A 21,087-nucleotide genomic window follows, 5' to 3' on the forward strand; every position below is an offset into this window, starting at 1 on the left:
GAAGGCAGCCGCCGCCAGTGCTAATTTGGCCGTCAGGCAAATCATAACATCACATCGTATGGACACTCAACAAAAAGACCTTTCCTATTTCCGGTTGCGCTTACTGGAATTGCTCAAGACCAGCTTTCCGGAAAAAGCCCGGGACACGAAATTCATCGACCAGCGCTCCAATTGGGCCGCCACGGCCTATGAAGGGGCTTTCCTTGCTGGAAACCCCATCGGGCAATGCGAGCATATCGCCGAATACATCCTTTTCGGGGGACTGGGCTTTTCCAAGTTTGACACCGTTTTTCAGGTCGTCTGCAACGAGTTCGACACAATAATGGCAGATGAGGAACTGCGGCCCTTCGCCCTACGGATGCTGTCTGTATGCCGGGGCGTTTTTGCGGGCTACGAACTGACCGACGATTTTGCCCAGACACCGGAATTCGAACTGCTCTACACCGAACTGACCGGAACCATCGCCATCTGGATAGACGAAAATGGCCTTTGGTAAACGTCAGCATCTCCAGCAGAACATCGAGGCGCTGCGCATCGCCTTTGTACTGGAAAGGGAGCACCGAAAAGCCTCCGAAGACGAAAGGCTGCTGCTGGAGCGATATAGCGGATTTGGCGGTCTTAAGTTCGTGCTGAACCCAGCGGAGGCCGAAAACGACATCAGCCAATGGAGAAAGACCGAGCAGGATCTTTTCCCGCTTACCCGCGAACTTCACCGGCTTCTAAAAGAGAACGCAGCCGATGAAAAACAATACCGCAGGTACATCGAGAGTATGCGCAGTTCGGTGCTTACCGCATTCTATACCCCGCCGTTGGTTATCGATGCCATTTCGGCCTCCCTTAGGGAAAGCGGGGTCAGCATCCAAAAATTTTTGGAGCCCGCCGCCGGGATCGGCTCTTTCATACAGGCCTTTGTGGATAGTGACCTACCGCAGGTTACCGCTTACGAAAAGGATCTGCTTACGGGCAAAATCTTAAGGCAGCTCTATCCCGAAAGCACGATACGGATCTCAGGCTTTGAGGAAATACCAGAACGGGAACACGGCAGCTATGACGTTGTGGCCAGCAATATCCCGTTCGGCGATACGGCCGTATTCGACCTTTCTTATTCCAGAAGCAATGACCCTGCTAAAGTGCAGGCAGCGCGAAGCCTGCACAATTACTTCTTCCTGAAGGGAGCCGACATGCTCCGCGATGGCGGGATACTCGCCTTCATCACCTCGCAAGGTGTGCTGAACAGCCCGAGGAACGAAGCTATCCGCAGGGAATTGATGCGGCAGCATGATCTGGTGTCGGCCATCCGCTTGCCCAACAACCTTTTCACCGACTATGCCGGCACGCAGGTCGGCAGCGACCTGATCGTCCTTCAGAAAAATGTCGCCAAAAAGGAACTTTCGGAAATGGAAGTGCAGTTTTGCGGAAGCTACAGCAACCGGCTGTTCGCCTCGCCGCAGTCCATCATACATACCTCGATGCACAGGGCAACCGATATGTACGGTAAGCCCGCCTTGATCTACGAACATCAAGGCGGTGTGGAAGGCATCGCCAAAGACCTGAAGCGAAAGCTCTCGCAGGACTTTTCAGATCGACTGGATACGGGATTGTACAAGGGCGGCGGCCACGACGAGCCTGTCATGAAACTTCCCCCAACGGCGCAGCCTGCGCCCACCGTTTCCCAACCGCAAGCCACCAGGCCTGAGCAACAGCCGCTCCCTGCTCCGGTAGCCAGCGCTACCGTTGCGGCAAAAGAAAGGCAGTTGAGCATTTTCGATTTGTTCGAAGACCTGGAAGAAACGGCCTTCGTACCCACGACAGTCGCAGCGAAAAGGCAGCCGCCAAAAAGAAACAAGCCTGCTCCGAAAAACCAGCCCGACCTGTTCGGCGGCCTGATGCGACAACCTGTTTCAGCCCCTCCAAAGAAGCAGGACGCTGCCGCCACTATCAATATGCGGGAGGTTATCGGTGACCTGTTTTCCGGCGGGACCGCGGGTGGCGGGACCGAACAGGCTCCTGAAGGAAACCCTATCCCCGAACCGGCCATTTACTCCAAAGGATTACAGCCTGTTCACCGAGACGGCTGCCTCGCCGTGGATAAGGGTTGGGTGGGCTATCTAAAGGATTTTGACAACGGCAAGGGCCAGGCAATGTTCCACCCATTGCCATTGCCTCCATTGCAGAAAACAAGGGCCGAAGCCTACATCTCCGTAAGGGATGCCTACCTCGATCTGTACCGTAAAGAAGCCCGGCTACAGACCGAGCATAAAGCGGAAAGGGAACAACTCAACACATTGTACGGCGCTTTTGTGAAAAGGTTTGGCAACCTCAACAGTGCAGATAACATCAAGCTCATCAAAACCGACAGTTCCGGTAAGGAACTGCCATATCTGGAACGCGTCGTGGGCGGCGTGGTCCATAAGGCGGACATCTTCGAGCGTCCCGTAAGCTTTTCCGTTACCGCATTGGCTGCGGGCAGCCCCGATGAAGCGCTGGCCGCCTCACTGAACAAATACGGCACGGTGGACCTGGACTACATGTCCGGGATCAGCGGCATGCCGGCCGACGACCTGAAGGAGGCCCTACGCGGACGGATTTTCTACAACCCGATGCAAATGCAATACGAGATATCGGAGAGGTGGATTGCGGGCAACATCGTCGAAAAAGCCCAAGCCGCAAAGAACTTCCTCGAAGGCAATCCCCATGCTGTCGAGGCAAAAGAAAGCCTTGCCGCTCTGGAAGCGGCCCGGCCAAGGCGTATCGAGTTTGAGGAGCTGGATTTCAACCTCGGCGAGCGCTGGATACCCACCGGCATCTATGCCCGGTTCGCCTCCAATCTTTTCGATACCGAGGTACGCGTCCACTATGCCGAAAGCAGCGATGACTTCAACGTAAACTGCACCAGCAAAAATGTGCATATATGGGACAAATACGCCGTCAAATCCGAGAGCCGCACGTACGATGGGATTGCTTTGCTTAAGCATGCCCTGGTAAATACCACACCGGATATCACAAAGAAAATTACCATTGACGGCAAGGAGGCAAAGGTTCGCGACATGGAGGCCATACAGATGGCGAACACCAAAATTGACGAGATCCGCAGCGCCTTCACCGATTGGCTGCACTCACAGAACGACGAATTCAAAAAACGCCTGACCGATCGGTACAACGACACCTTCAATTGCTTCGTGCGGCCGCAGTACGACGGCAGCCATCAGGATTTTCCGGGACTGGACAGAAAAGCCCTGGGCATCGGGGATCTCTATTCCAGCCAAAAGGATGCGGTATGGATGATAAAGCTCAATGGCGGTGCCATCTGCGACCATGAGGTGGGAGCGGGAAAAACACTCATCATGTGCACGGCCGCCCAGGAGATGAAGCGCTTGGGATTGGTGCATAAACCCATGATTATGGGGTTAAAAGCCAATGTCCACGAGATCGCCGAAACCTACAGGAAAGCCTACCCGCATGCCAGAATTTTGTATCCGGGAAAAGAAGATTTCACGCCGCAAAAGCGGCAGAGGATTTTCGGGGACATCCGGAACAACGATTGGGATTGCGTGATACTTACCCACGACCAGTTCGGCATGATACCTCAATCGCCCGAGATGCAAAAGGAAATCCTTCAGGCCGAACTGGACAGCGTACAGGACAACCTGGCCGCTCTGGAGGCGCAGGGAAAGGAAATTTCAAGGGGAATGCTCAAAGGCGTTCTCATAAGGAAACAAAACCTTGAAGTGAAGCTCAAGACGCTTGAACACGACATAGAAGGCCGCAAGGACGATGTGGTGGACTTCAAGATGATGGGAATTGACCATTTGCTGGTGGATGAAAGCCACCGTTTCAAGAACCTCATGTTCAATACCCGCCATGAGCGTGTGGCGGGTCTGGGCAATATGGCCGGCAGCCAAAAGGCCATGAACCTGCTTTTTGCCATCCGCACCATCCAGGAGCGTACCGGAAAGGACCTCGGGGCGACTTTCCTTTCCGGCACCACCATAAGCAATTCGCTCACCGAGCTCTACCTTATGTTCAAGTACCTGCGTCCCCTGGCACTGGAAAAACAGGGCATCAACTGCTTTGATGCCTGGGCGGCCATCTACGCAAGGAAGACTACCGATTATGAGTTTTCCGTGGCCAACAACATCGTATCAAAAGAGCGCTTCCGTTACTTTATCAAAGTGCCGGAACTGGCCCAGTTCTATTCGGAGATCACCGATTACAGGACAGCAAGGGACATCGGTATTGACCGTCCGGAAAAGAACGAGGTACTCTACAACATCCCGCCGACGCCGGAGCAGGACGCCTTCATCAAAAAACTGATGGAGTTTGCCAAAACGGGTGACGCAACCCTGCTTGGCAGGGCTCCGTTGTCGCAAAGCGAAGAGAAAGCCAAAATGCTGATCGCAACGGATTACGCCCGCAAGATGTCGCTCGATATGCGAATGGTCAGCAGCAGATACGGCGACCATCCCGACAGCAAAGCCTCGCATTGTGCCGCCAATATCGCCAGCTACTACAGCAGGTTCAATGCTCAGAGAGGAACCCAGTTCGTGTTCTCCGATCTGGGTACCTACAAGCCCGGTGAATGGAACGTGTATTCGGAAATCAAGCGCAAGCTCGTGGAAGACCACGGCATCCCCGCCCACGAAGTCCGCTTTATACAGGAGGCCAAAAACGACAGGCAACGCAAGGAGCTCATCGATGGCATGAACCAGGGCAGGATACGTGTGCTCTTCGGCTCTACCGATATGTTGGGTACCGGCGTTAATGCGCAGAAACGGGCCGTCGCCGTGCACCATCTGGATACGCCGTGGCGACCGAGCGACCTGGCCCAACGCGGTGGGAGGGCCATCCGCAAGGGAAACGAGATTGCCAAGTTTTTCGCCGGCAACAAAGTGGACGTGATCATATACGCCGTGGAAAAATCGCTCGACAGCTATAAGTTCAACCTGCTGTACAACAAACAGCTTTTTATTGACCAATTGAAGAACAACAACCTGGGCAAGCGTACCATAGACGAAGGCAGCATGGACGAGAAATCGGGCATGAACTTTTCGGAATATGTGGCCATACTTTCCGGCAATACCGACCTGCTGGAAAAGGCGAAGCTGGAAAAACAGATTGCCGGACTGGAAAGCGAAAAACAGGCGTTCAACCGTTCCAAGTTCAGGTCCAAATACAAGTTGGAGGATGTTACGGCGACGTTGGAGGCTGCCGGCTCGAGGTTGGACCGCATGCGCCTTGATTGGCAAAACTTGCAACAGCGAGTGCAAAAACGCCCGGACGGTACCGTTGAAAACCCTGTACGCCTGGAAGGTCTGCCTACAAGTGCGGAAACAAAGCAGATTGGCGCAAAGCTCAACCAGCTTGCGGACAAGGCACGAACGGGCGGTCAGTACGAAGAAATCGGTACGCTGTACGGATTTACGCTGTTGGTCAAAACCGAAATGTCGGAGAAAGAGGGCGTGGACATAAGAACCAACCGTTTTTTGGTACAGGGTGAGGGCAACATCAAGTACGCCTTCAATAACGGCATCATTGCCAAGGACCCCGAAACGGCGGCCATGAATTTTCTCAAGGCACTCGAAAAGCTGCCCGGCTACATCGAGCAGGAGGAAAAGAAAATTGCCGAACTGCAAAAGGATCTTCCCATACTTCGGGAAGTTGTCAACGGAACATGGAAAAAGGAAGACAGGCTGAATGAAATGAAAATCGAACTCGCTGCTATCGACAGGAAAATACAACTGTCTATCGCTCCGGACAACAAAGAGCAGGGCGAAACAAACACGACAAATGCTTCACAGGAAAATGAAATAATATCTGTACGCCTAAAGGCAATTTGATACCCTAATAAACCGCTGTTGGCGGCGGTTTTTTACTCAATTCCGAGTTCTCTGTGCATTTCTTGCCATTCTTTTCCAAATTCGATGCTTTCCAGTGCAGCTTTTCGCTTTTCTTCCGGTAGGCATTGAATACAGGTTGGATACTGAAGTCCTTTGTAATGCTGTTTACATTCTGGACATAGTTCCATCCTTTTTATATCAAATTGATAGGCACATTTTTTGCAGGCGGTTATGGTATCCTCAAAGGAAAGATATTTAATACAGTCGTCCAGATAAAGCAAAAACGCTTCTTTCTCAATCTCTTCGGCATCCTTATTTTTCGCTCGTGCTCTTTGCAACCAATACCTAACGCTTGACAGATTATTCTCGTTCCTCCATTTATCTTTTGATACAAAACACTTATCTCGAACCTCGTATGCCTCTTCATTTTCGTAAAAAATAGAAATGAGCTCATCTACCGATTTATAGATTGCTTCATCAAACTCGTGCTTGCAATCGGCGCAGCGATATTTTGGACTTTTTCTCACCCTTTCGTTTGGATTTTTAGCATCGCAATTTGGGCATAAGGGAACGGGCACGTAATCGTAATGCTTTAGTAGGTAACCACTAAGCTCAGATTTATCAATTTCGGAAGCGGCGTTGATGTATTCCTCGGTATATGCCCTTGTAACATCCCTTGAATACTGGGAATATCTTTTGGGATGCGAAAGGTGCTGTATTGTCAGGGTATGTTTACTGCTGCATATTTCACATTGGTCTTTGATAACTTTTGCCCTTCTTTCTTTCCAGTCCTTTGTATCCCAAGACTTTTGCCCCTCTTTAAAGTCCTTCCAATATTGTGCCTGTGCGGATTTAATGTCAATTCCACCGCTTGCTAGCTTATCCCGTAGGTATATTATTTCGTCAAATGTTAACATAGCAATGCCTAAGTTACTAATTTTTTAAACTTATTTTCTCCTAAACCCGTCGCTAACGTTCGGCGGCTAATTTCTTTGTTTTTTCGTTGCGATGATTGGAAATGTTTTCTCGGTTAAGGTAAATTTAGTTAAAAAATTGGTTGGTCGGCAACCCGAAAGGACCACTTGAAATTTTCTTTAAGGTATCATTTTTTAGGGTGGTCGCCTAAGGTTACCATACGGGCAAGAAATCTTTTTCGTTGACCAATTCCCATGAGCGTTTGATCCACTGCAAATCTAAGGATGTCAGTGTTCAAGTTAGGCTTTCGCGATCACCCTTGCGCTATCAAATGTTGCAGATCAGGGTTATTTTTTATCCGTTCCATTTCACTTTCAATGACCAAAACCTTCTGTAAGTTGTACTGTTACAAGCCTACACTATCCTCTGCCCAATATCCCTGAAGTTTAATGTTTTTTGGATTTATACCTGTTTTTTTCAATTCCTTTCTAAAAGCCTGAACAGAAGCTACATTTCCAGTGAGATAGAACACGGTATTGTTCAATGAAAAAGCGGACTGATTTATTAATTGTCTCAACTTATTGATTGCCTGAAGTCCAGGAGTTTCGGGTGTGCGCAGTACAGCTTCCATACTTATGCCCATTAAGGATGGCAATCCTTTATTCTGTGGCCTTGATTCAAGTATTCCGTAATAACTTCCATTGTATTTTTTTAGTTCGTCGATCAATATCAGCATTAAGCTCAGGCTTGTTTCATCTCCAAAAAAGAAATGGTGCATTTGTTCCGAAACATACATTTTTTTACCTCCGGGAACTGCCATCTTAAATATATCACCTACTTCCATCTTGGCGGCTAAATTGCTTCCGGGAGCGTCGCCGTGGATGTGAAAAATAATATCAAAATAGCCTCGTTCTCGGTCAAATAATGAGATGGTGTAATGACGCAGATCATTAGTTCCCGCTCTGAGCATGACAGCCCATCCGGGATGAAAGATCATATTTTGAAGGTCTGCTTTAAATGTCACCTTCAGAATTTCAGGGTTAATCAATGATTTGGAGACCACCTCCGTATCAAAGAATTTGGAGGACAGAACGTTTTCAATTGTATCAACTATCCATTCTGGTAAATGTGGCATATCGTATGATTATATATTACAGAATTTGTCTTCTGCAAAGTAAGGATATGGGTAGAGTGAAAACAATGAAAGAATGTAGGTAATCGCAGGACTATTTACGGTATTTGAGGCGAAAATGCTGAGGGGATGTTCCCGTCATCTTTTTGAAGAGCCTAATAAAATAGGAAGGATCTGAATAACCCAGAGCGTGGGCGATTTCTTTTACGGTATTGTTCGTATAGAATAGTGTTCGCTTTGATTCCATGATGATTTCCTGATGTATCCAATAACTGACGGGATAGCCCGTTGTTTCTTTAACGGCCTCGTTAAGGTACGACGGAGAAATATTTAACAATGCAGCATATTCAGCCGGACTTTTCATCTGTCTGAAATGGGATAACAATAAACTTTTAAACTGTCGATTGATCAGTGCTGGCCGCAGGTTGCTTTTTGTGTTGGTCTCGCTTGCCCGCTGAAAAGTTTGGACAAATAAACTCAGACAGACATTACACATGGATTGGACAACCTGTTTGGAAAGGATAGCGGCATGCTTATCAAATTTTTCAAACAACTGCATAGCATCGTTGAAAGCTTCTTTTTCTTCCGGAGAAGTAATGTCTAAGGCAGCCGCAGAACTAAAATTCTCCATAAAAAACAGACGGGTTTCCAATGGTACCCAATCTGCTGTTACGGAAATGATCCAGGCCGATGTATCCACTGTGAAGCTACCAAAGTGTATTTGTCCTGGCTGGATGCAGAATAAAGCATTTCCAGAGATAACAACGTCCTGAAAGTCTACAACAATGGTACTACTTCCGGTTTCCTGATAGATGAAAATGTAATAATCATCCCTGTGCTCAATGTCTACAGGGTAAATATTCAGTTCGCCATTACCTGGTTTTATCCGTTCTATTTCAAAATCAGATCTTCCCCTTTCCTTCAGGCTTCTTATTGGTATCTGGGTGGATCTCCTCATTTTTCTGCATACTTCTGATTCCGCAATACAAAGGAACAAAATATACTTTAAACTGACTATACTAAATCAGGGTAAAGGCAGGACAAATCGAGGTGGGTGATAGCCGTCTTATACACATCTCTTGGCAAACGCTATTCTAGGTATAAAGGAAAAGTTTCCATCTTTTAGTCCAGTTGAGGAAATCAGCTAACGTTTCTTTATTCAGTGTTTCAAAATGATAAATTTTGTGTGGATATGGAATAGCACTTGTATAAACTCCATCTTCAGAGAAGAACAGCACTATAAGATTCCTATGGTCTGAGAACAATTTGAAATCCTCCGCGTCAAAATCGCACTTATGCTTTGCAAAAGGTTCAAATGATTTGAATAGAACAATACAATCGCAATAATCCAGTGCATTTTTTCCGTCAATTTCCGAAAAACCAATTTCAAGGGCGTCGTTTAATAAAACAGTATTCCCGTTATTCCATAGAAAGTCTGAAATTGTATATACCAACGCTTCCTCAATTTGATTTTTGCCTTCTTTTATTAAAAATTTCATCTACATTTTATATTTCATTAACTCCATTCAAAAATTTGCTTACAAAATTCATCAGCATACTTTCTTGACTTTTTTCCTAACAGTATTTACAACTAGAAAAACGATGGCAACAGCGCATAGTACAGCGATCATCAACCAAAGATGCTGTTTCAGGTTAAAGTCATAATTGTTCAGAAGAAACGTATAGAGATAGTGCCCGGAAAGAACGATAGAGAAAGACCAAACTGTCGAACTTAAACTTACCAATACTACAAATCGGGAAAACTTCATACCGGACACTGAGGCAAGCAAAGGCATGAAAGTCCTGACCAACGGTATATAATGGGAGGATATTACAGCCCAACCACCATATTTCTCAAAGAAAACTTTTGACTTTTCTAAATATTTCTTTTTAAAAAAGAGACTATCGTTTTTACTGTCAAAGTATCTTTCAGTTCGCGATCCATAACTGTATGCTAAAAGGTTTCCTAAAATGGACGCAGATGCGATCAAGCCCGCCAGAGTAAAGGCACTCCCGCTTTCATTGGCAACAGGGATTAACTGATGAACAATTACATTGCTGTAAATGCCTGCTATAAACAGAAAGCTGTCACTTGAAAAAAGTAAGCCTGTAAACAGGGCGGCTTCTGAGAAAGCAATGAACAAAAGGAAGTAAATGCCTATAGAGTAGCCACCAATTTCCAGATTGACATACAATTCAGGGTCTGTGATAATTTTAATCCAATCATTCATAAAGCGTTGCTATGAAACTGCATTGGACTTAATTCGCCAGCCTTTTGCTCTTTCCTTCTCTCTCCAAAAATCTGCATATCGTCCTCCTGATCCGAGTAGTTCATGATGCTTGCCTTTTTCAGCAATGGCATTGTTGTCCAATACGATGATCTGGTCGGCTGCCATGATAGTCTGCAAGCGATGCGCCACAACGATCAAGGTGCGATTTGCACTCAGCGCACTTAATGCTTCTTGCACGAGTGCTTCATTTTCTGCGTCCAAAGCTGCAGTAGCCTCGTCCAAAAGAATAATAGGTGCATCCTTTAAGATAGCCCTTGCTATGGATACCCTTTGGCGTTCTCCTCCAGATAGAGAACCGCCTGCTTCGCCTACCTGTGTTGCTAATCCGTTTGGCAGTCTCTCGATAATTTCATCAACCCTTGCAGCACGGATAGCGTACTCCAACTGATCTTGTGTAGCGTCAGGTCTGGCCATCCTGATATTTTCTTCAATGGTTCCGGTGAATAAATAAACATCCTGAAATACAAAGGATACCAGTTTCATCAGGTCATGACTGGATAACGCTCTGACGTCTTTTTCACCGATGGATACCGTTCCCGAATCAACATCCCAAAAACGGCCGATCAATCTGGTAATGGTGGTCTTTCCTGAACCTGAAGCTCCAACTAAAGCGGTCATGGTGTTGGGAACTACTTTAAAACTGACATTTTTCAGTATCGTTCTCTTCTTATCGTATCCGAACGATACATTCTTAAATTCTATGGCAGTATCTTTTGGTTTTTCAGGATGGGTTGCCTCAGGAAGTCCCGGTGTAGCCATTAGCTTTTCTATACGTTTCAGGTTATTCCGGGCAACCCGGGAAGCCACTCCCAGTCCTCCTGCATCCATCAGGGGTTGTACAAAGCGAGTCACCAAAATCAGTAAGGCGATCAATTCCGGCGCATCAATATTTGCCCCCAATGCGCTTGAGGTACCCACAAAAAGAACAACGGTAAATGCTGCCTGCAATACCACCAGAAATAAAATCTGACCTATTGAACCGTTACTCAGACTTTTTTTTGTCGCATTTCTGCTGCCAAGTAAGGCTTCATCCAAATGCTGCACACTATTGTTTGTTCTGTTGAATGCCCGCAGGATCGGCTGTGCCTGAGCAAACTCCACAATTCTATTGGACATGTTAACGGAAGCCATATACCATTGGTCGTCAAATTTGTGCGTGATCTTTTCTGCCACAAAATAAGCGATGGCAATAAATGGTATTGTGGCGGCAACCGCCAATGCCAGTTTCCAATCAAAAATTGCCATCGTGATGATGACTACCGAAGGCGTTACGAATGCCTCCATCAACGGCTTTAGTAGGTTGGTGGATACGCCCATCACATTTAGCACCCCATCACTGGTCAGTTTAGCAACTTGTCCCACTTGTCCGCCTGAAAACCATCCTAAGGGAAGAATAGAGATGTGATCGCCCAGTCTTTTCCATAAGCGGCTTACCAGATCGGTTGAAATTTTCAGGCCCGTTAATCTTGCCCAATACGAAAGTAAGGAATAGATAACCAGTATAGCAATCTCAGCAAAAACCCAGCTCCAGGCTTCTTCGTATTTCCTTTCAAAAACATTTCGTAAAAGCGGAACCAAAACAGCAAAAGCAATTCCTTGTAAAACTGCACTGAAAAAATGCACAAAAATCAACCACCTTAATTTATAGGCATCGGTATCTAATATTCTTAAAATCTGGCGTAACATTTCTTTTTATTTACTGATTAATTGTGGGTTTAAGTGATTAGTATTTTGTCTTGTTTCGGGAAACCACTGCGATGAACGCTCATGGCGTTGCCATAATGCGGCATATTTCCCTTTCTGGGAAACAAGTTGAGTATGTGTTCCTTGTTCCGCTATCTTTCCCTTATGCAATACAATAATCGTATCGGCATATTGAATAGTGGAAAGCCTGTGGGCAATGACCAGCAGCGTACGTCCAATTACGAGATTGGAAAGGGCATCCTGAATAAGTGCTTCTGATTCGGGGTCTGCAAATGCAGTTGCTTCATCCATTACCAATATGGGTGTGTCCGCCAATAACGCTCTGGCTATGGACAAGCGTTGGAATTCCCCTCCTGAAAACAGAGCGTCAGTACCCACTACGCTGTCATACCCTTTTGGTAGTTCCATAATCCGTTTGTGAATATTGGCGGCATTAGCTGCTTTAAACACTTCTTCGTCACTGGCGTCGGGTTTGGCAAGGGTAATATTTTCCCTTACGGTTGCACTTAACATCTGCACTTCCTGAAAAACAAAACTGATATGCTTGTATAGTATCGTTGAAGGGATCTCTTTAATATCTACACCACCCAGCAAAATTTGTCCGGTAGCGGGATCCCAAAATCTCGGGATTAATTTAGCTACTGTAGATTTACCCGAGCCGGATCTCCCTACCAGTGCAGTAGTGGTTCCTGGCTTCAGTACAAAGCTTACATCCTCTAAAGCATTCGTCTTATTATCGTAGCTGAAAGAAACATTTTTGAACTCCAGTTCCAGTCCTCTGATCTTGTTACAAGATGAGACTTCTTCCAAAACAGGTGTGGTCAGTAGCGCCTTTACCTTTGTTGCGGCTACGGCAGCTTCCTGAAGTGCCGTTCCTCCATACCACATGGCCAGTAAAGGCGCCGCTATTCCTAATCCCAATAAGGTAAATGGAACTATGGCAACCGGCTCCATTAATCCGGACTGAATGGCGAATATGCTCGCTGAAGTGATGGTGACCAGCGCGATCAGGGGTGTTAGTAACAGCTCTGCAAAAGAAGTTATCCGTAATGTACTTTTCATCATATTCCACATCACGGAAAGAAAATTTTCGGCAGCTTCTAAAAAGCGGTTATACGCCTTTCCCGTTTGTCCGAATGTTTTCACCACGCTGATCCCCTGTACAAATTCGATAGCGGCACCACTGATCTTACCCATCGAGTCCGTATAGGTGTCCATCAATTTTAAACCTTTTTTCAGTTGTCGGATATACATGTAAATGCCGATGATTATTGGAAAAAGAGCGACCAGTGATAATATCCAGTTGATGGAAATCAGATAAATGATTGTGACCACAGGAATAACAAAAGCGGTAAGCAGTTCTAATGCCGCATGTGCGATGAGGTAATGTATATGCATAACGTCATCAGCCATTCCTTTTTTCACATCTCCGGCACTGCGATTGGTAAACCAGCCCAACGGTACTTTAACTAGGTGTTTAGCTAACCGTCTGCGGATATAGAGCTGAAAATCATTGTCCGTATCGTGGGAAATGTAAAATGCACAGTAGGTGGTTGCCATTCGTATAATTAATGCAAAAAAGGCAATCCAGCAGGCTTTCCAGGCAGCATTGGTGTCAATAGGACCTTGCTCAAGCAGGACCTTTGAAAGTTCTGCAACAGCGATAAATGGCACAACCGAGGCAACGGCAGATATGGTTTGTAAAATGCAGGCTATGATCATCCTGCCCTGGAAAGGTCTTATCAATTCCAACAGGTCCTTTAGCGAAAGTAATTTTGTATCCTTCTCATCCCGTGTTTTATTGCTGACTGCATCCATCTCTTTTGATTTTATATAACGTCAAAAATTTTTCCTTTTATCAGATATGATTATCCTTTGCAAAGGAACCAAGATGGATGATTTTAAACAATGGCAGTATGTGGGTAAGGACAGGACGATTTGCGGTATTTCGGATAAAGGCGTATATGGTTTACCGTCCTTCGATATAAGAGAAAAATTTAAATCAAAGTGATTTTTGTCAAATGTTATTGTTCATGCCCGGTTACTCTTGCTTTATCAAATGTTGCAGATCAGGGTCATTTTTTATCCGTTCCATTTCACTTTCAATGACCTGGACGATATCGCGTTTTATTTGCTTGTAGTTTGCTTCGATCTCCAGTTTCATGTTATCCGCGCCTTTGTCGTCCATAAAGGATAAAATGTCCGGTATCTTTTGATAGGCTTTGGTTTCTGTAGCAACCTTTTCATTATCTACCACGATCTCCGCATGGAAAATCTTCTGCTCGATGCGTTCGTCGAAATTATCGGATACTGCTCCGACAAACATGCCCTGTGTCAGCGTGGAAATCTTGGAAGCCGGTATCAGGCTGTCCAGTTGTGTGGAAATGGATTTGGAGGTGTCGTTGCGGTTGATGGACAGGCTCTCTCTTTTCTGGAGTACCTTGCCGAAACGCTCCGAAAGGCTTTTGGCGGTGTCGCCCACTACCTGGCCACTAAAAATATTGCCCACGGTGTTCTGGATTACCTTGCTTTCCTTGTCTCCGTAGTCCCTTGCCAGTTGCGAGTAATCCTGAAAACCCAGACATACGGCTACCTTATTGCTCCGGGCCGTGGCGATCAGGTTGTCCAGCCCCCTGAAATAGATGGTGGGGAGCTCGTCTATGATGACCGAACTCTTGAGTTGCCCTTTCTTGTTGATGAGCTTCACGATACGAGAATTGTATAAGCCCAATGCAGCCGAATAGATGTTCTGCCTGTCGGGATTGTTGCCCACGCACAGGATTTTTGGCTCCTTGGGGTTGTTGATGTCCAAAGAAAAGTCATCGCCGGTCATCACCCAATAAAGACTTGGTGAGATCATCCGGGACAGTGGGATTTTCGCCGAGGCGATCTGGCCTTGCAATTGGTCCTGCGCTCCGCCTTGCCAGGCGTCCATGAAGGGCGAAAGATAATTTTCCAGTTCGGGGTAGGAGGTCAAGATGGTGAACACGTCCGCATACTTTTTGTTGAGCAGCTCAATGGCGTGCGGGAACGTGCAATGCCTGCCATTGTCGTAAATTTTCAGAAACCATATGATGGCCGCCAAAAGGATGATCGGGCTTTCCACGAAGAAATCGCCCTGTTTCTGTATCCAGCTTCGATTGAGGTTCAGCATGATGGTGTAGGCTGCCTCGTAGGCATCTGAAATGTCGGTCATGAAATTGGGATTGAGCGGATTGCAGCGGTGGCTCCGTCGTGGGTCGTCAAAATTGATGACATAAAACTTTGGTTTGATTTCGTATCGGTCGTTATGCTTCAGTAAGTGGTTGTAGGCAATGGTTGAAAGGTCGTCGAACTTAAAGTCATAGATATACATCGAAAAGCCTTTTTCAATCTGCTGCTTGATGTAATTATTGACTATCGCATACGATTTGCCCGATCCAGGGGTGCCCAGGACAATCGTCGCCCTGAAAGGGTTGACGATGTTGATCCAGCCGTCGTGCCGTTTTTTGTTGTACCAAAACTTGGTGGGCAGATTTACCGAATACTCGTTTTCCATGAACTTGGTTTCCTGCATGAAACTTTCATTCTCGTTGTTGAAGACGTCCTCCATAAGGTTGTTGCTCAACAACCGGTGCATCCAAACCCCGGCCATCAGCAGGGCGATATATCCCATCGCAAGGCTGAGGATGTAAAAGAAGGTTCCCGCCGCGGGCGCCAGCCTTAGAAGCGGTGCGTTGAGAAAGAACAGCACAAAACCAATTCCCGATGCCAAATGGATTTTGGCCCAGGTAATCTTTTCGTTTTTCACCCCTTTGCTTCCCAGGCAGCTCAACCCCAGCAGGACGATGGCAAAAACCTTGGTGTAAAGCGTATGGGAAAACAGGCCGGCCGTGTGTTGGAAATTGCCCAGTATCTTGTTGATGAGCGGCAGTGTCCAGTTTCTTTCAAGGAAAAAACCGTAACAGTACCAGTATAGGTGCATCAGCACGATAAGTACGCTTACGGCCCTCATGAAGGCCATGATCTTCGCGAGCCCCCTTAAATCATCTTCTCCCTGCATCTTTGAAATTTTTAAATGTTCGGGCGTGAAATTATGGGCTGTGAAGACCTGCGGGAAAATTGTGGCAGTCAATGGCGGTAGGAGGTAGCATTTTGCAAACCCAAAAAAACAGTCTCATTACGGAAAACCGTAATTGGTGCTGCCTTGAATACTGTAGGTTTAGCCCATCTAAAATTTATAACCATGGTAGAATTTGATGAAAGTGATCTCGTTAACGACGATTACGAAAACACGACGACGAAGGGAGACAACCCCAACTACACGGCCATCCGCGACCGGGAACGCGTAAACAAGAAAGAACTTTACGAGGTGGTCTATTTTTGTGATGCCTTTGTAAAGGGATATCAGGTTCCCAAAACAAAAGCCAGTTTCCAAAAGGTCGAAAAGCTGATCAGGCTGCCGGCGGCCAGCAAGATTGTAATGCGGGATGAGCTGAACACGTTTGTTGCCCAAAACTGGAATAAAATTTAAAGGCACATTCCCGACCGGAACTCTCAGTTGGCTAAAATTCCCTGCTGGGAGTTTCGTTTTTATGTTCAGCGCCCCGTCTTGCGTTTGCGTTTTCTCATTCGGGTCGCAAAGTCCAGTTCCTCAAAGTCTTCGCCCTGCACTTGAGGCAGCAGGCCTCCAAGGGCTTCGATCAGGCCGACCTGTTGATGTTCTGTTGTTGTTGCAGCATCGAGGAAGTCAAATAGATGGTGCAGTTCTCCGGCGGGCAAATCTTCCGAAGTAGCGGGTAGGACGATTTTCGGCGGGGATGCCTGAGGCTCCTTTACCTGCGGACTGATCCGATGGTTCCAACAGCCTTCAAACACATTGGCTGGAAAATCAAGCCGCGAGCCATTGCATACTGATCTGGAGTTATGGTCAATGAAGGTGATCCCATAGATACGCCCCGTTTCGTTTCTTCTGACCACTACATTAATGCCCTGGTCTGCCAACAGCCTTTTGAAATCTTTCTCGTTGTCGGTGGAACGCACCGCGATGTCGATGGCGGCCTTGAGGGTATCTTTTGCCCCATTTCCCCTGAGGGCTTCTTTGGCCTTGGCAAAATGCAGTTCCAAAGCGGCAAGTCCGGCAGTTCTTCCGAACAATGAAGCCTTGAGTGGATGACCCGCCCTTTCGCCTTTTTCATCTAAAGGGATGTACAGCAACCCTTGCAACGCATTTCCTTGCGGCCCGACCTCTATTTTTTCGGCAGTGATGTTGAAAAGGGAAAGCAGTGCGTTGTATTCGCCCAAGGTTTGGAACAGATAATGTTTGGGCAGGTGGCGTACAACGGATGAAACCTGGCTTTTTGTATCGCCCCGTCGATAATCCACCGGACGGAAAATCCTCTCGTTCTGCAGGTGCTCTTTCTCGGTGGCGGGTATCAGTCCGTACCTGTTTTCCAGCTCGCGGCATACGCTCATCGACCGCCGTTTCTCAAACCTGTCTGAAATTTTTTTGCCCTCTTGGTCCACGCAGACCGATACGATGTGGATGTGCGTTCGGCTGGTGTCGGTATGCTTGAACACCAAAAAGGGCTGCTCCCCATAACCCATTTCCTGCATATACTGCTGGGCCATCTGCCGAAACTTCTCGTCACTAACTTCGTCCTTCGGGTCGGGATTTAGCGAAACATGCAGGGCGGTCTTCTCGGTGTTGCGGTTGGCCACAAGGTATGGCTCGAAAGATTGGGCCAATTGAGCCACCGAATAGTGGCCGGTGGGCGTTTCTATAATCTTATTCGCAAACAAAATCCGACCGTTTTCATGCGCCACTTTGAGCTGATTGTAGGCCAATGCCCCGTATAAATTTCCGCTTCTGCCGATTTTTGCGATCATTTTTAAGCCTATTTTTTCAGGTGCTTCGCTTCAAATTCGTGGGTAATCCCGATGATTTTTTGGCACAATGCCGCCATTTCTGCCGTCTGCTTTTCCAACTTGTACAGGTAGGCCGCTGCCTTTTTCTCCGAAAAATGGCGGTACAGCAGCTTCACGACTTGGTTGTAATTGACCCCGACTGCGCGAAACTGACTGTATAGGGAGGTCAACCGCATATAGAAATCGACCGCTCCTTTGTCAATTTTAACCGACCTCATCTCTTTTCCGAAAAGCAGGGAAATGATGAATTTAGCCTTATTGGTCATACCCGAGGCCTCAAAAAGCGAGAGCAGCTTGGCATTTTCCCGTTCCGTAAGGCGAAAAACGTGCCTATGGATACTCGGATCGTCTTTGGGTGCCCGACCGCCTCTGTTCCGTTTGTAACTCTTGTTCCCATCCATATCCCAATCCAGTTTAAATCTCCAAAAACCCTGACTTCGGAAGGTGTTTTTCAAGCCCCTGCGGGCAAGTTGTTTTGAGGCACCAACCCGGTTTCGGGTGCCTCAAAACACAACTTGCCGTGTTCCGGTGAACACAAAAATCCGCCCTGCGGGACGGATTGGATGTAAAAGGGAAAGACAGCCTCGGGCTGTCAGCCTTATTCCGGATGGGCGACATTGTCCTTTCGTAAGCCAGCGCATAAATCACTTTGCAAAGTAAGGTACTCTTCGGGAGAGTGCCGCCACGTGCCACCCGACCAAATGCTGCCTTTGAGCGCCAAATTGTGCCACCTGTCCACCAGCGCATAAATCAATTGCCTTATTTGCCTTATGGTATCAGGGCAGGCAATAAAAAAGGCGGGAAAACAGAGCATCTTGAAGGGTTCGCATACAGGCAGCCTGGCGTAAAGGCATATGCTTTTAAAAGCATAACGCCTTAAAAGCGTAAAAGCATGAAAACGGTAGGGCGTTTTGATACCTGCAAGGTTTGCCGCATGCCGAAACACGGGCTTGACAAGGCAGCAGTGAAAGTGAATGACTATGCAGAAAAGCGGGAAAAAGGGATAACAGGACTGCTGGAATGAAGAAATGTTCCGGTACGGGGCTATTCAGGCCCGTCTTTCAAACAGAATGGACAACAGTAAAATTTTAAATAATGGAAGCAACAAAGAAACCTTTAAAAATCAGTTTCTCCACCCAAAAGGGAGGTGTGGGAAAATCAACGATGACCACCTTGACGGCAAGCGCGCTGCATTACCGGCTAGGCTTTAACGTACTGGTTGTGGATTGCGATTTTCCACAGCATAGCCTGACCAATATGCGGGAGCGCGACAAAAAGGCCATCATGCAGAATGACCATCATAAAAAGGCGGCGATGAGGCAATTTCAGGCAATCAACAAAAAAGCGTACCCGATCATCAAGTGCAGGGCCGAAAACGCTTTGGACACAGCCTTGGACTATGTAGACCAATCTGCACTAGAGCCGGACGTCATATTTTTTGACCTGCCGGGAACGGCCAACACGAAAGGGGTGCTGACCACATTGAAGGCGATGGATTTCATCTTCTCGCCGATTACCGCAGACCGTCTGGTAGTGGAAAGTGCCTTGGGATTTACCAAAGCGTTCCTCGGGCTGCCGAAAGCGCACGAGAATGACAAGGCACCGGCGTTGTGGCTGTTCTGGAACCAAGTGGACGGTCGGGAGAAAACGGGACTGTACGACGCCTACCAACGGGTGGTTAAGGAACTCGACCTGCCCATAATGGAAACGAGGATCATGGACAGCAAACGTTTCCGAAAGGAAACCGACGATACGGGCAGCTACGTTTTCAGGTCAAGCCTGCTGCCGGCAGAACCGCAGCTGATGAAAGCGACAAAATTGGACCTGTTCATCGAGGAGTTCTTAAAAATCGTACACCTGTAATTCATTAAGGCTATGGCGACAGATAAAACGAGGAAAGATTTTGAAAAGCCCGAGGTTGATGAGGACTACCTGATGAACGTTATCAATGGCGATGGTCCACTAGGCAACGAACAACGGGAAACGGTAAAAGAACCCAAGACCAGGGAAAAGGTACGAAACGGCCCGTCCCGGAAAGTGGACTATGAGGAAACCTTTCTGGTAAACCGGTTTCCCTCGGGGCGCAACGGCAAGGTGGTCTACATCCGCCCCGAATATCACGAGAGGCTGCTTCGGCTGGTGCAATTGACAAGGGAAGAGAAAACGACCCTGTACTCTTACATCGACAATATACTGGAACACCACTTCAGGGAATTCGGCGAGGATATCACCAGTTATTTTAACGAACGTTTTAAACCTATTCTATAAGTCATGGAAACAGTAATAATCGTGTGCCTGCTGATCGTGATCTTTTTGCTTTTGCCGGATAAGTTTGCCGCCAAAAGACGATCGGAACCAAAACAAGAAACAAACCCGAACCTGCCCGACATTATGGGGCAACCCAGGCCGTTAAGAAGCCTCCTGTTGCCAAATGATGCCAATGGAGGCCACGTTCAGGATACTGATGAAATTCCCGATAATTTAGACATTGAATATGACGAAAATGAAAACGTCGGTATTCAGGTTCCGCAGGAAGAGCTGGACGAAGTTTTTAGCGATATGCCTGATTTTGAGCAGGAAGAAGAGGAATGGGACGGCTATGGGATATCCGGTGATGATGACGGTCTGGCCCAAGGGGTTACCTTCGAAGAACTGAGCGCCGTGGGGATGCTGCTCCAAAGAGAAAGATTGGAGCCATCCCAGAAGGAAACAGCGGTTGCGTTGGTTCAGAAAATACAGGGGACCGAATTACTCAGCCTACTGGAAAATTCCATGGAAGGCGCATCACGGAAGATAGCCGAGCTATTGGACGGAAGCCTTTCCGCTGAAACTAATGCCGGTTCTTCCACTTTGCGGAATAATGATTTGGAGGAGTTTGATATTGGGGAGTTTGTCTGAAAGGGCAGCTTCCCTTTGTTTTTCCGAGAATTACCTAAAATGATTGTTTAACCTAAACAGCACAAATATGATTTCGAAAAATGATCCGGACTTTATACTCGAGGAATATAAGGGTTATACCATTGCCAGCCACAAAAGCAACGTTGCGAAAAAGGATGTGAATAATTTCATCGTCGTATATCAGCCAAATGCCTTTCCGGAAAATGGTTTTATCATCGGGCTGGACGATTCGAAGTCTTCTGGACGGCGAAAAACTCTTCCCCATAATATGGAAGACGCAAAGCGCTACGTCGACTGTGTTTTGAAAGTCCGTCAGCAAAATGAAATTGCCCAGCCAAAAAAAGATAACCCGAGCGTCATTAAGCGTAAAGGCAGGAGATTGTAAGCTAATGTGCCGATTCGG

The 21,087-nt window shown here is 47.1% G+C and carries 19 protein-coding genes; 9 read left to right on the plus strand and 10 right to left on the minus strand.

Annotation, left to right across the window (positions count from 1 at the left end; translation table 11 throughout):
- The first annotated feature begins 58 nt into the window (after window positions 1–58).
- The gene (locus JHD79_RS03450; protein ID WP_199117802.1) at window positions 59–496 is read left to right on the plus strand and encodes a DUF1896 domain-containing protein; all 438 of its coding nucleotides are present in this window, start codon (window positions 59–61) and stop codon (window positions 494–496) included.
- Entirely contained in the window at window positions 483–5,837 is a 5,355-nt protein-coding gene (locus JHD79_RS03455; protein WP_199117803.1) for an N-6 DNA methylase, read from the plus strand. The genes JHD79_RS03450 and JHD79_RS03455 overlap by 14 nt, the downstream gene beginning before the upstream one ends.
- A 32-nt stretch (window positions 5,838–5,869) precedes the next feature.
- Here the strand turns inward: JHD79_RS03455 and JHD79_RS03460 are convergent, their stop codons facing one another.
- The 8 genes from JHD79_RS03460 to mobC all read right to left on the minus strand — a co-directional run bounded on the left by JHD79_RS03460 (window position 5,870) and on the right by mobC (window position 15,921).
- Window positions 5,870–6,754 (minus strand): hypothetical protein, encoded by an 885-nt coding sequence (locus JHD79_RS03460; RefSeq protein WP_199117804.1) that lies wholly within the window; start codon window positions 6,752–6,754, stop codon window positions 5,870–5,872.
- A 404-nt stretch (window positions 6,755–7,158) separates the two neighbouring features.
- Entirely contained in the window at window positions 7,159–7,887 is a 729-nt protein-coding gene (locus JHD79_RS03465; protein ID WP_199117805.1) for a siderophore-interacting protein, read from the minus strand.
- Between the two features lie 91 nt (window positions 7,888–7,978).
- Window positions 7,979–8,842, minus strand: a complete 864-nt coding sequence (locus tag JHD79_RS03470) for an AraC family transcriptional regulator (RefSeq protein WP_199117806.1) — start codon at window positions 8,840–8,842, stop codon at window positions 7,979–7,981.
- Between the two features lie 136 nt (window positions 8,843–8,978).
- A complete protein-coding gene (locus tag JHD79_RS03475) occupies window positions 8,979–9,383 on the minus strand; it encodes a hypothetical protein (protein WP_199117807.1) in 405 nt (134 codons plus the stop codon).
- Window positions 9,384–9,434: 51 nt separating this feature from the next.
- On the minus strand, window positions 9,435–10,115 hold the full coding sequence (locus JHD79_RS03480) for a DedA family protein (protein ID WP_199117808.1): 681 nt from the start codon (window positions 10,113–10,115) through the stop codon (window positions 9,435–9,437).
- 9 nt (window positions 10,116–10,124) lie between these two features.
- On the minus strand, window positions 10,125–11,861 hold the full coding sequence (locus tag JHD79_RS03485) for an ABC transporter ATP-binding protein (RefSeq protein ID WP_199117809.1): 1,737 nt from the start codon (window positions 11,859–11,861) through the stop codon (window positions 10,125–10,127).
- Between the two features lie 6 nt (window positions 11,862–11,867).
- The gene (locus JHD79_RS03490; protein WP_199117810.1) at window positions 11,868–13,697 is read right to left on the minus strand and encodes an ABC transporter ATP-binding protein; all 1,830 of its coding nucleotides are present in this window, start codon (window positions 13,695–13,697) and stop codon (window positions 11,868–11,870) included.
- 223 nt (window positions 13,698–13,920) lie between these two features.
- The gene (gene mobC, locus JHD79_RS03495; RefSeq protein ID WP_199117811.1) at window positions 13,921–15,921 is read right to left on the minus strand and encodes a conjugal transfer protein MobC; all 2,001 of its coding nucleotides are present in this window, start codon (window positions 15,919–15,921) and stop codon (window positions 13,921–13,923) included.
- A 183-nt stretch (window positions 15,922–16,104) separates the two neighbouring features.
- Here mobC and JHD79_RS03500 point away from each other — a divergent pair, with 183 nt between their 5' ends.
- Window positions 16,105–16,392, plus strand: coding sequence for a hypothetical protein (locus JHD79_RS03500; RefSeq protein ID WP_199117812.1), 288 nt, complete (start codon window positions 16,105–16,107; stop codon window positions 16,390–16,392).
- A gap of 65 nt (window positions 16,393–16,457) precedes the next feature.
- Here the strand turns inward: JHD79_RS03500 and mobB are convergent, their stop codons facing one another.
- Window positions 16,458–17,747 carry a conjugal transfer protein MobB gene (gene mobB / locus JHD79_RS03505; RefSeq protein ID WP_199117813.1) on the minus strand — a complete coding sequence of 430 codons (1,290 nt, stop codon included), beginning with the start codon at window positions 17,745–17,747 and terminating at the stop codon, window positions 16,458–16,460.
- Window positions 17,748–17,755: 8 nt separating this feature from the next.
- Window positions 17,756–18,187 carry a conjugal transfer protein MobA gene (gene mobA / locus JHD79_RS03510; RefSeq protein WP_199117814.1) on the minus strand — a complete coding sequence of 144 codons (432 nt, stop codon included), beginning with the start codon at window positions 18,185–18,187 and terminating at the stop codon, window positions 17,756–17,758.
- A 248-nt stretch (window positions 18,188–18,435) separates the two neighbouring features.
- Here mobA and JHD79_RS03515 point away from each other — a divergent pair, with 248 nt between their 5' ends.
- The 6 genes from JHD79_RS03515 to JHD79_RS03535 all read left to right on the plus strand — a co-directional run bounded on the left by JHD79_RS03515 (window position 18,436) and on the right by JHD79_RS03535 (window position 21,069).
- Window positions 18,436–18,666, plus strand: a complete 231-nt coding sequence (locus JHD79_RS03515; protein WP_199117815.1) for a hypothetical protein — start codon at window positions 18,436–18,438, stop codon at window positions 18,664–18,666.
- A 12-nt stretch (window positions 18,667–18,678) separates the two neighbouring features.
- Window positions 18,679–18,810, plus strand: coding sequence for a hypothetical protein (locus tag JHD79_RS22930; protein WP_255533744.1), 132 nt, complete (start codon window positions 18,679–18,681; stop codon window positions 18,808–18,810).
- Window positions 18,811–18,881: 71 nt separating this feature from the next.
- Window positions 18,882–19,649, plus strand: coding sequence for a ParA family protein (locus JHD79_RS03520; RefSeq protein WP_199117816.1), 768 nt, complete (start codon window positions 18,882–18,884; stop codon window positions 19,647–19,649).
- 12 nt (window positions 19,650–19,661) lie between these two features.
- Window positions 19,662–20,054, plus strand: a complete 393-nt coding sequence (locus JHD79_RS03525) for a DUF3408 domain-containing protein (protein ID WP_199117817.1) — start codon at window positions 19,662–19,664, stop codon at window positions 20,052–20,054.
- Between the two features lie 3 nt (window positions 20,055–20,057).
- Complete coding sequence (locus JHD79_RS03530; RefSeq protein WP_199117818.1) at window positions 20,058–20,684, plus strand: conjugal transfer protein TraD; 627 nt, start codon at window positions 20,058–20,060, stop codon at window positions 20,682–20,684.
- 67 nt (window positions 20,685–20,751) lie between these two features.
- Complete coding sequence (locus JHD79_RS03535) at window positions 20,752–21,069, plus strand: hypothetical protein (RefSeq protein ID WP_199117819.1); 318 nt, start codon at window positions 20,752–20,754, stop codon at window positions 21,067–21,069.
- Window positions 21,070–21,087 lie beyond the last annotated feature (18 nt).

The organism is Pedobacter sp. ASV28, assembly GCF_016428855.1.
Lineage (GTDB): Bacteria > Bacteroidota > Bacteroidia > Sphingobacteriales > Sphingobacteriaceae > Pedobacter.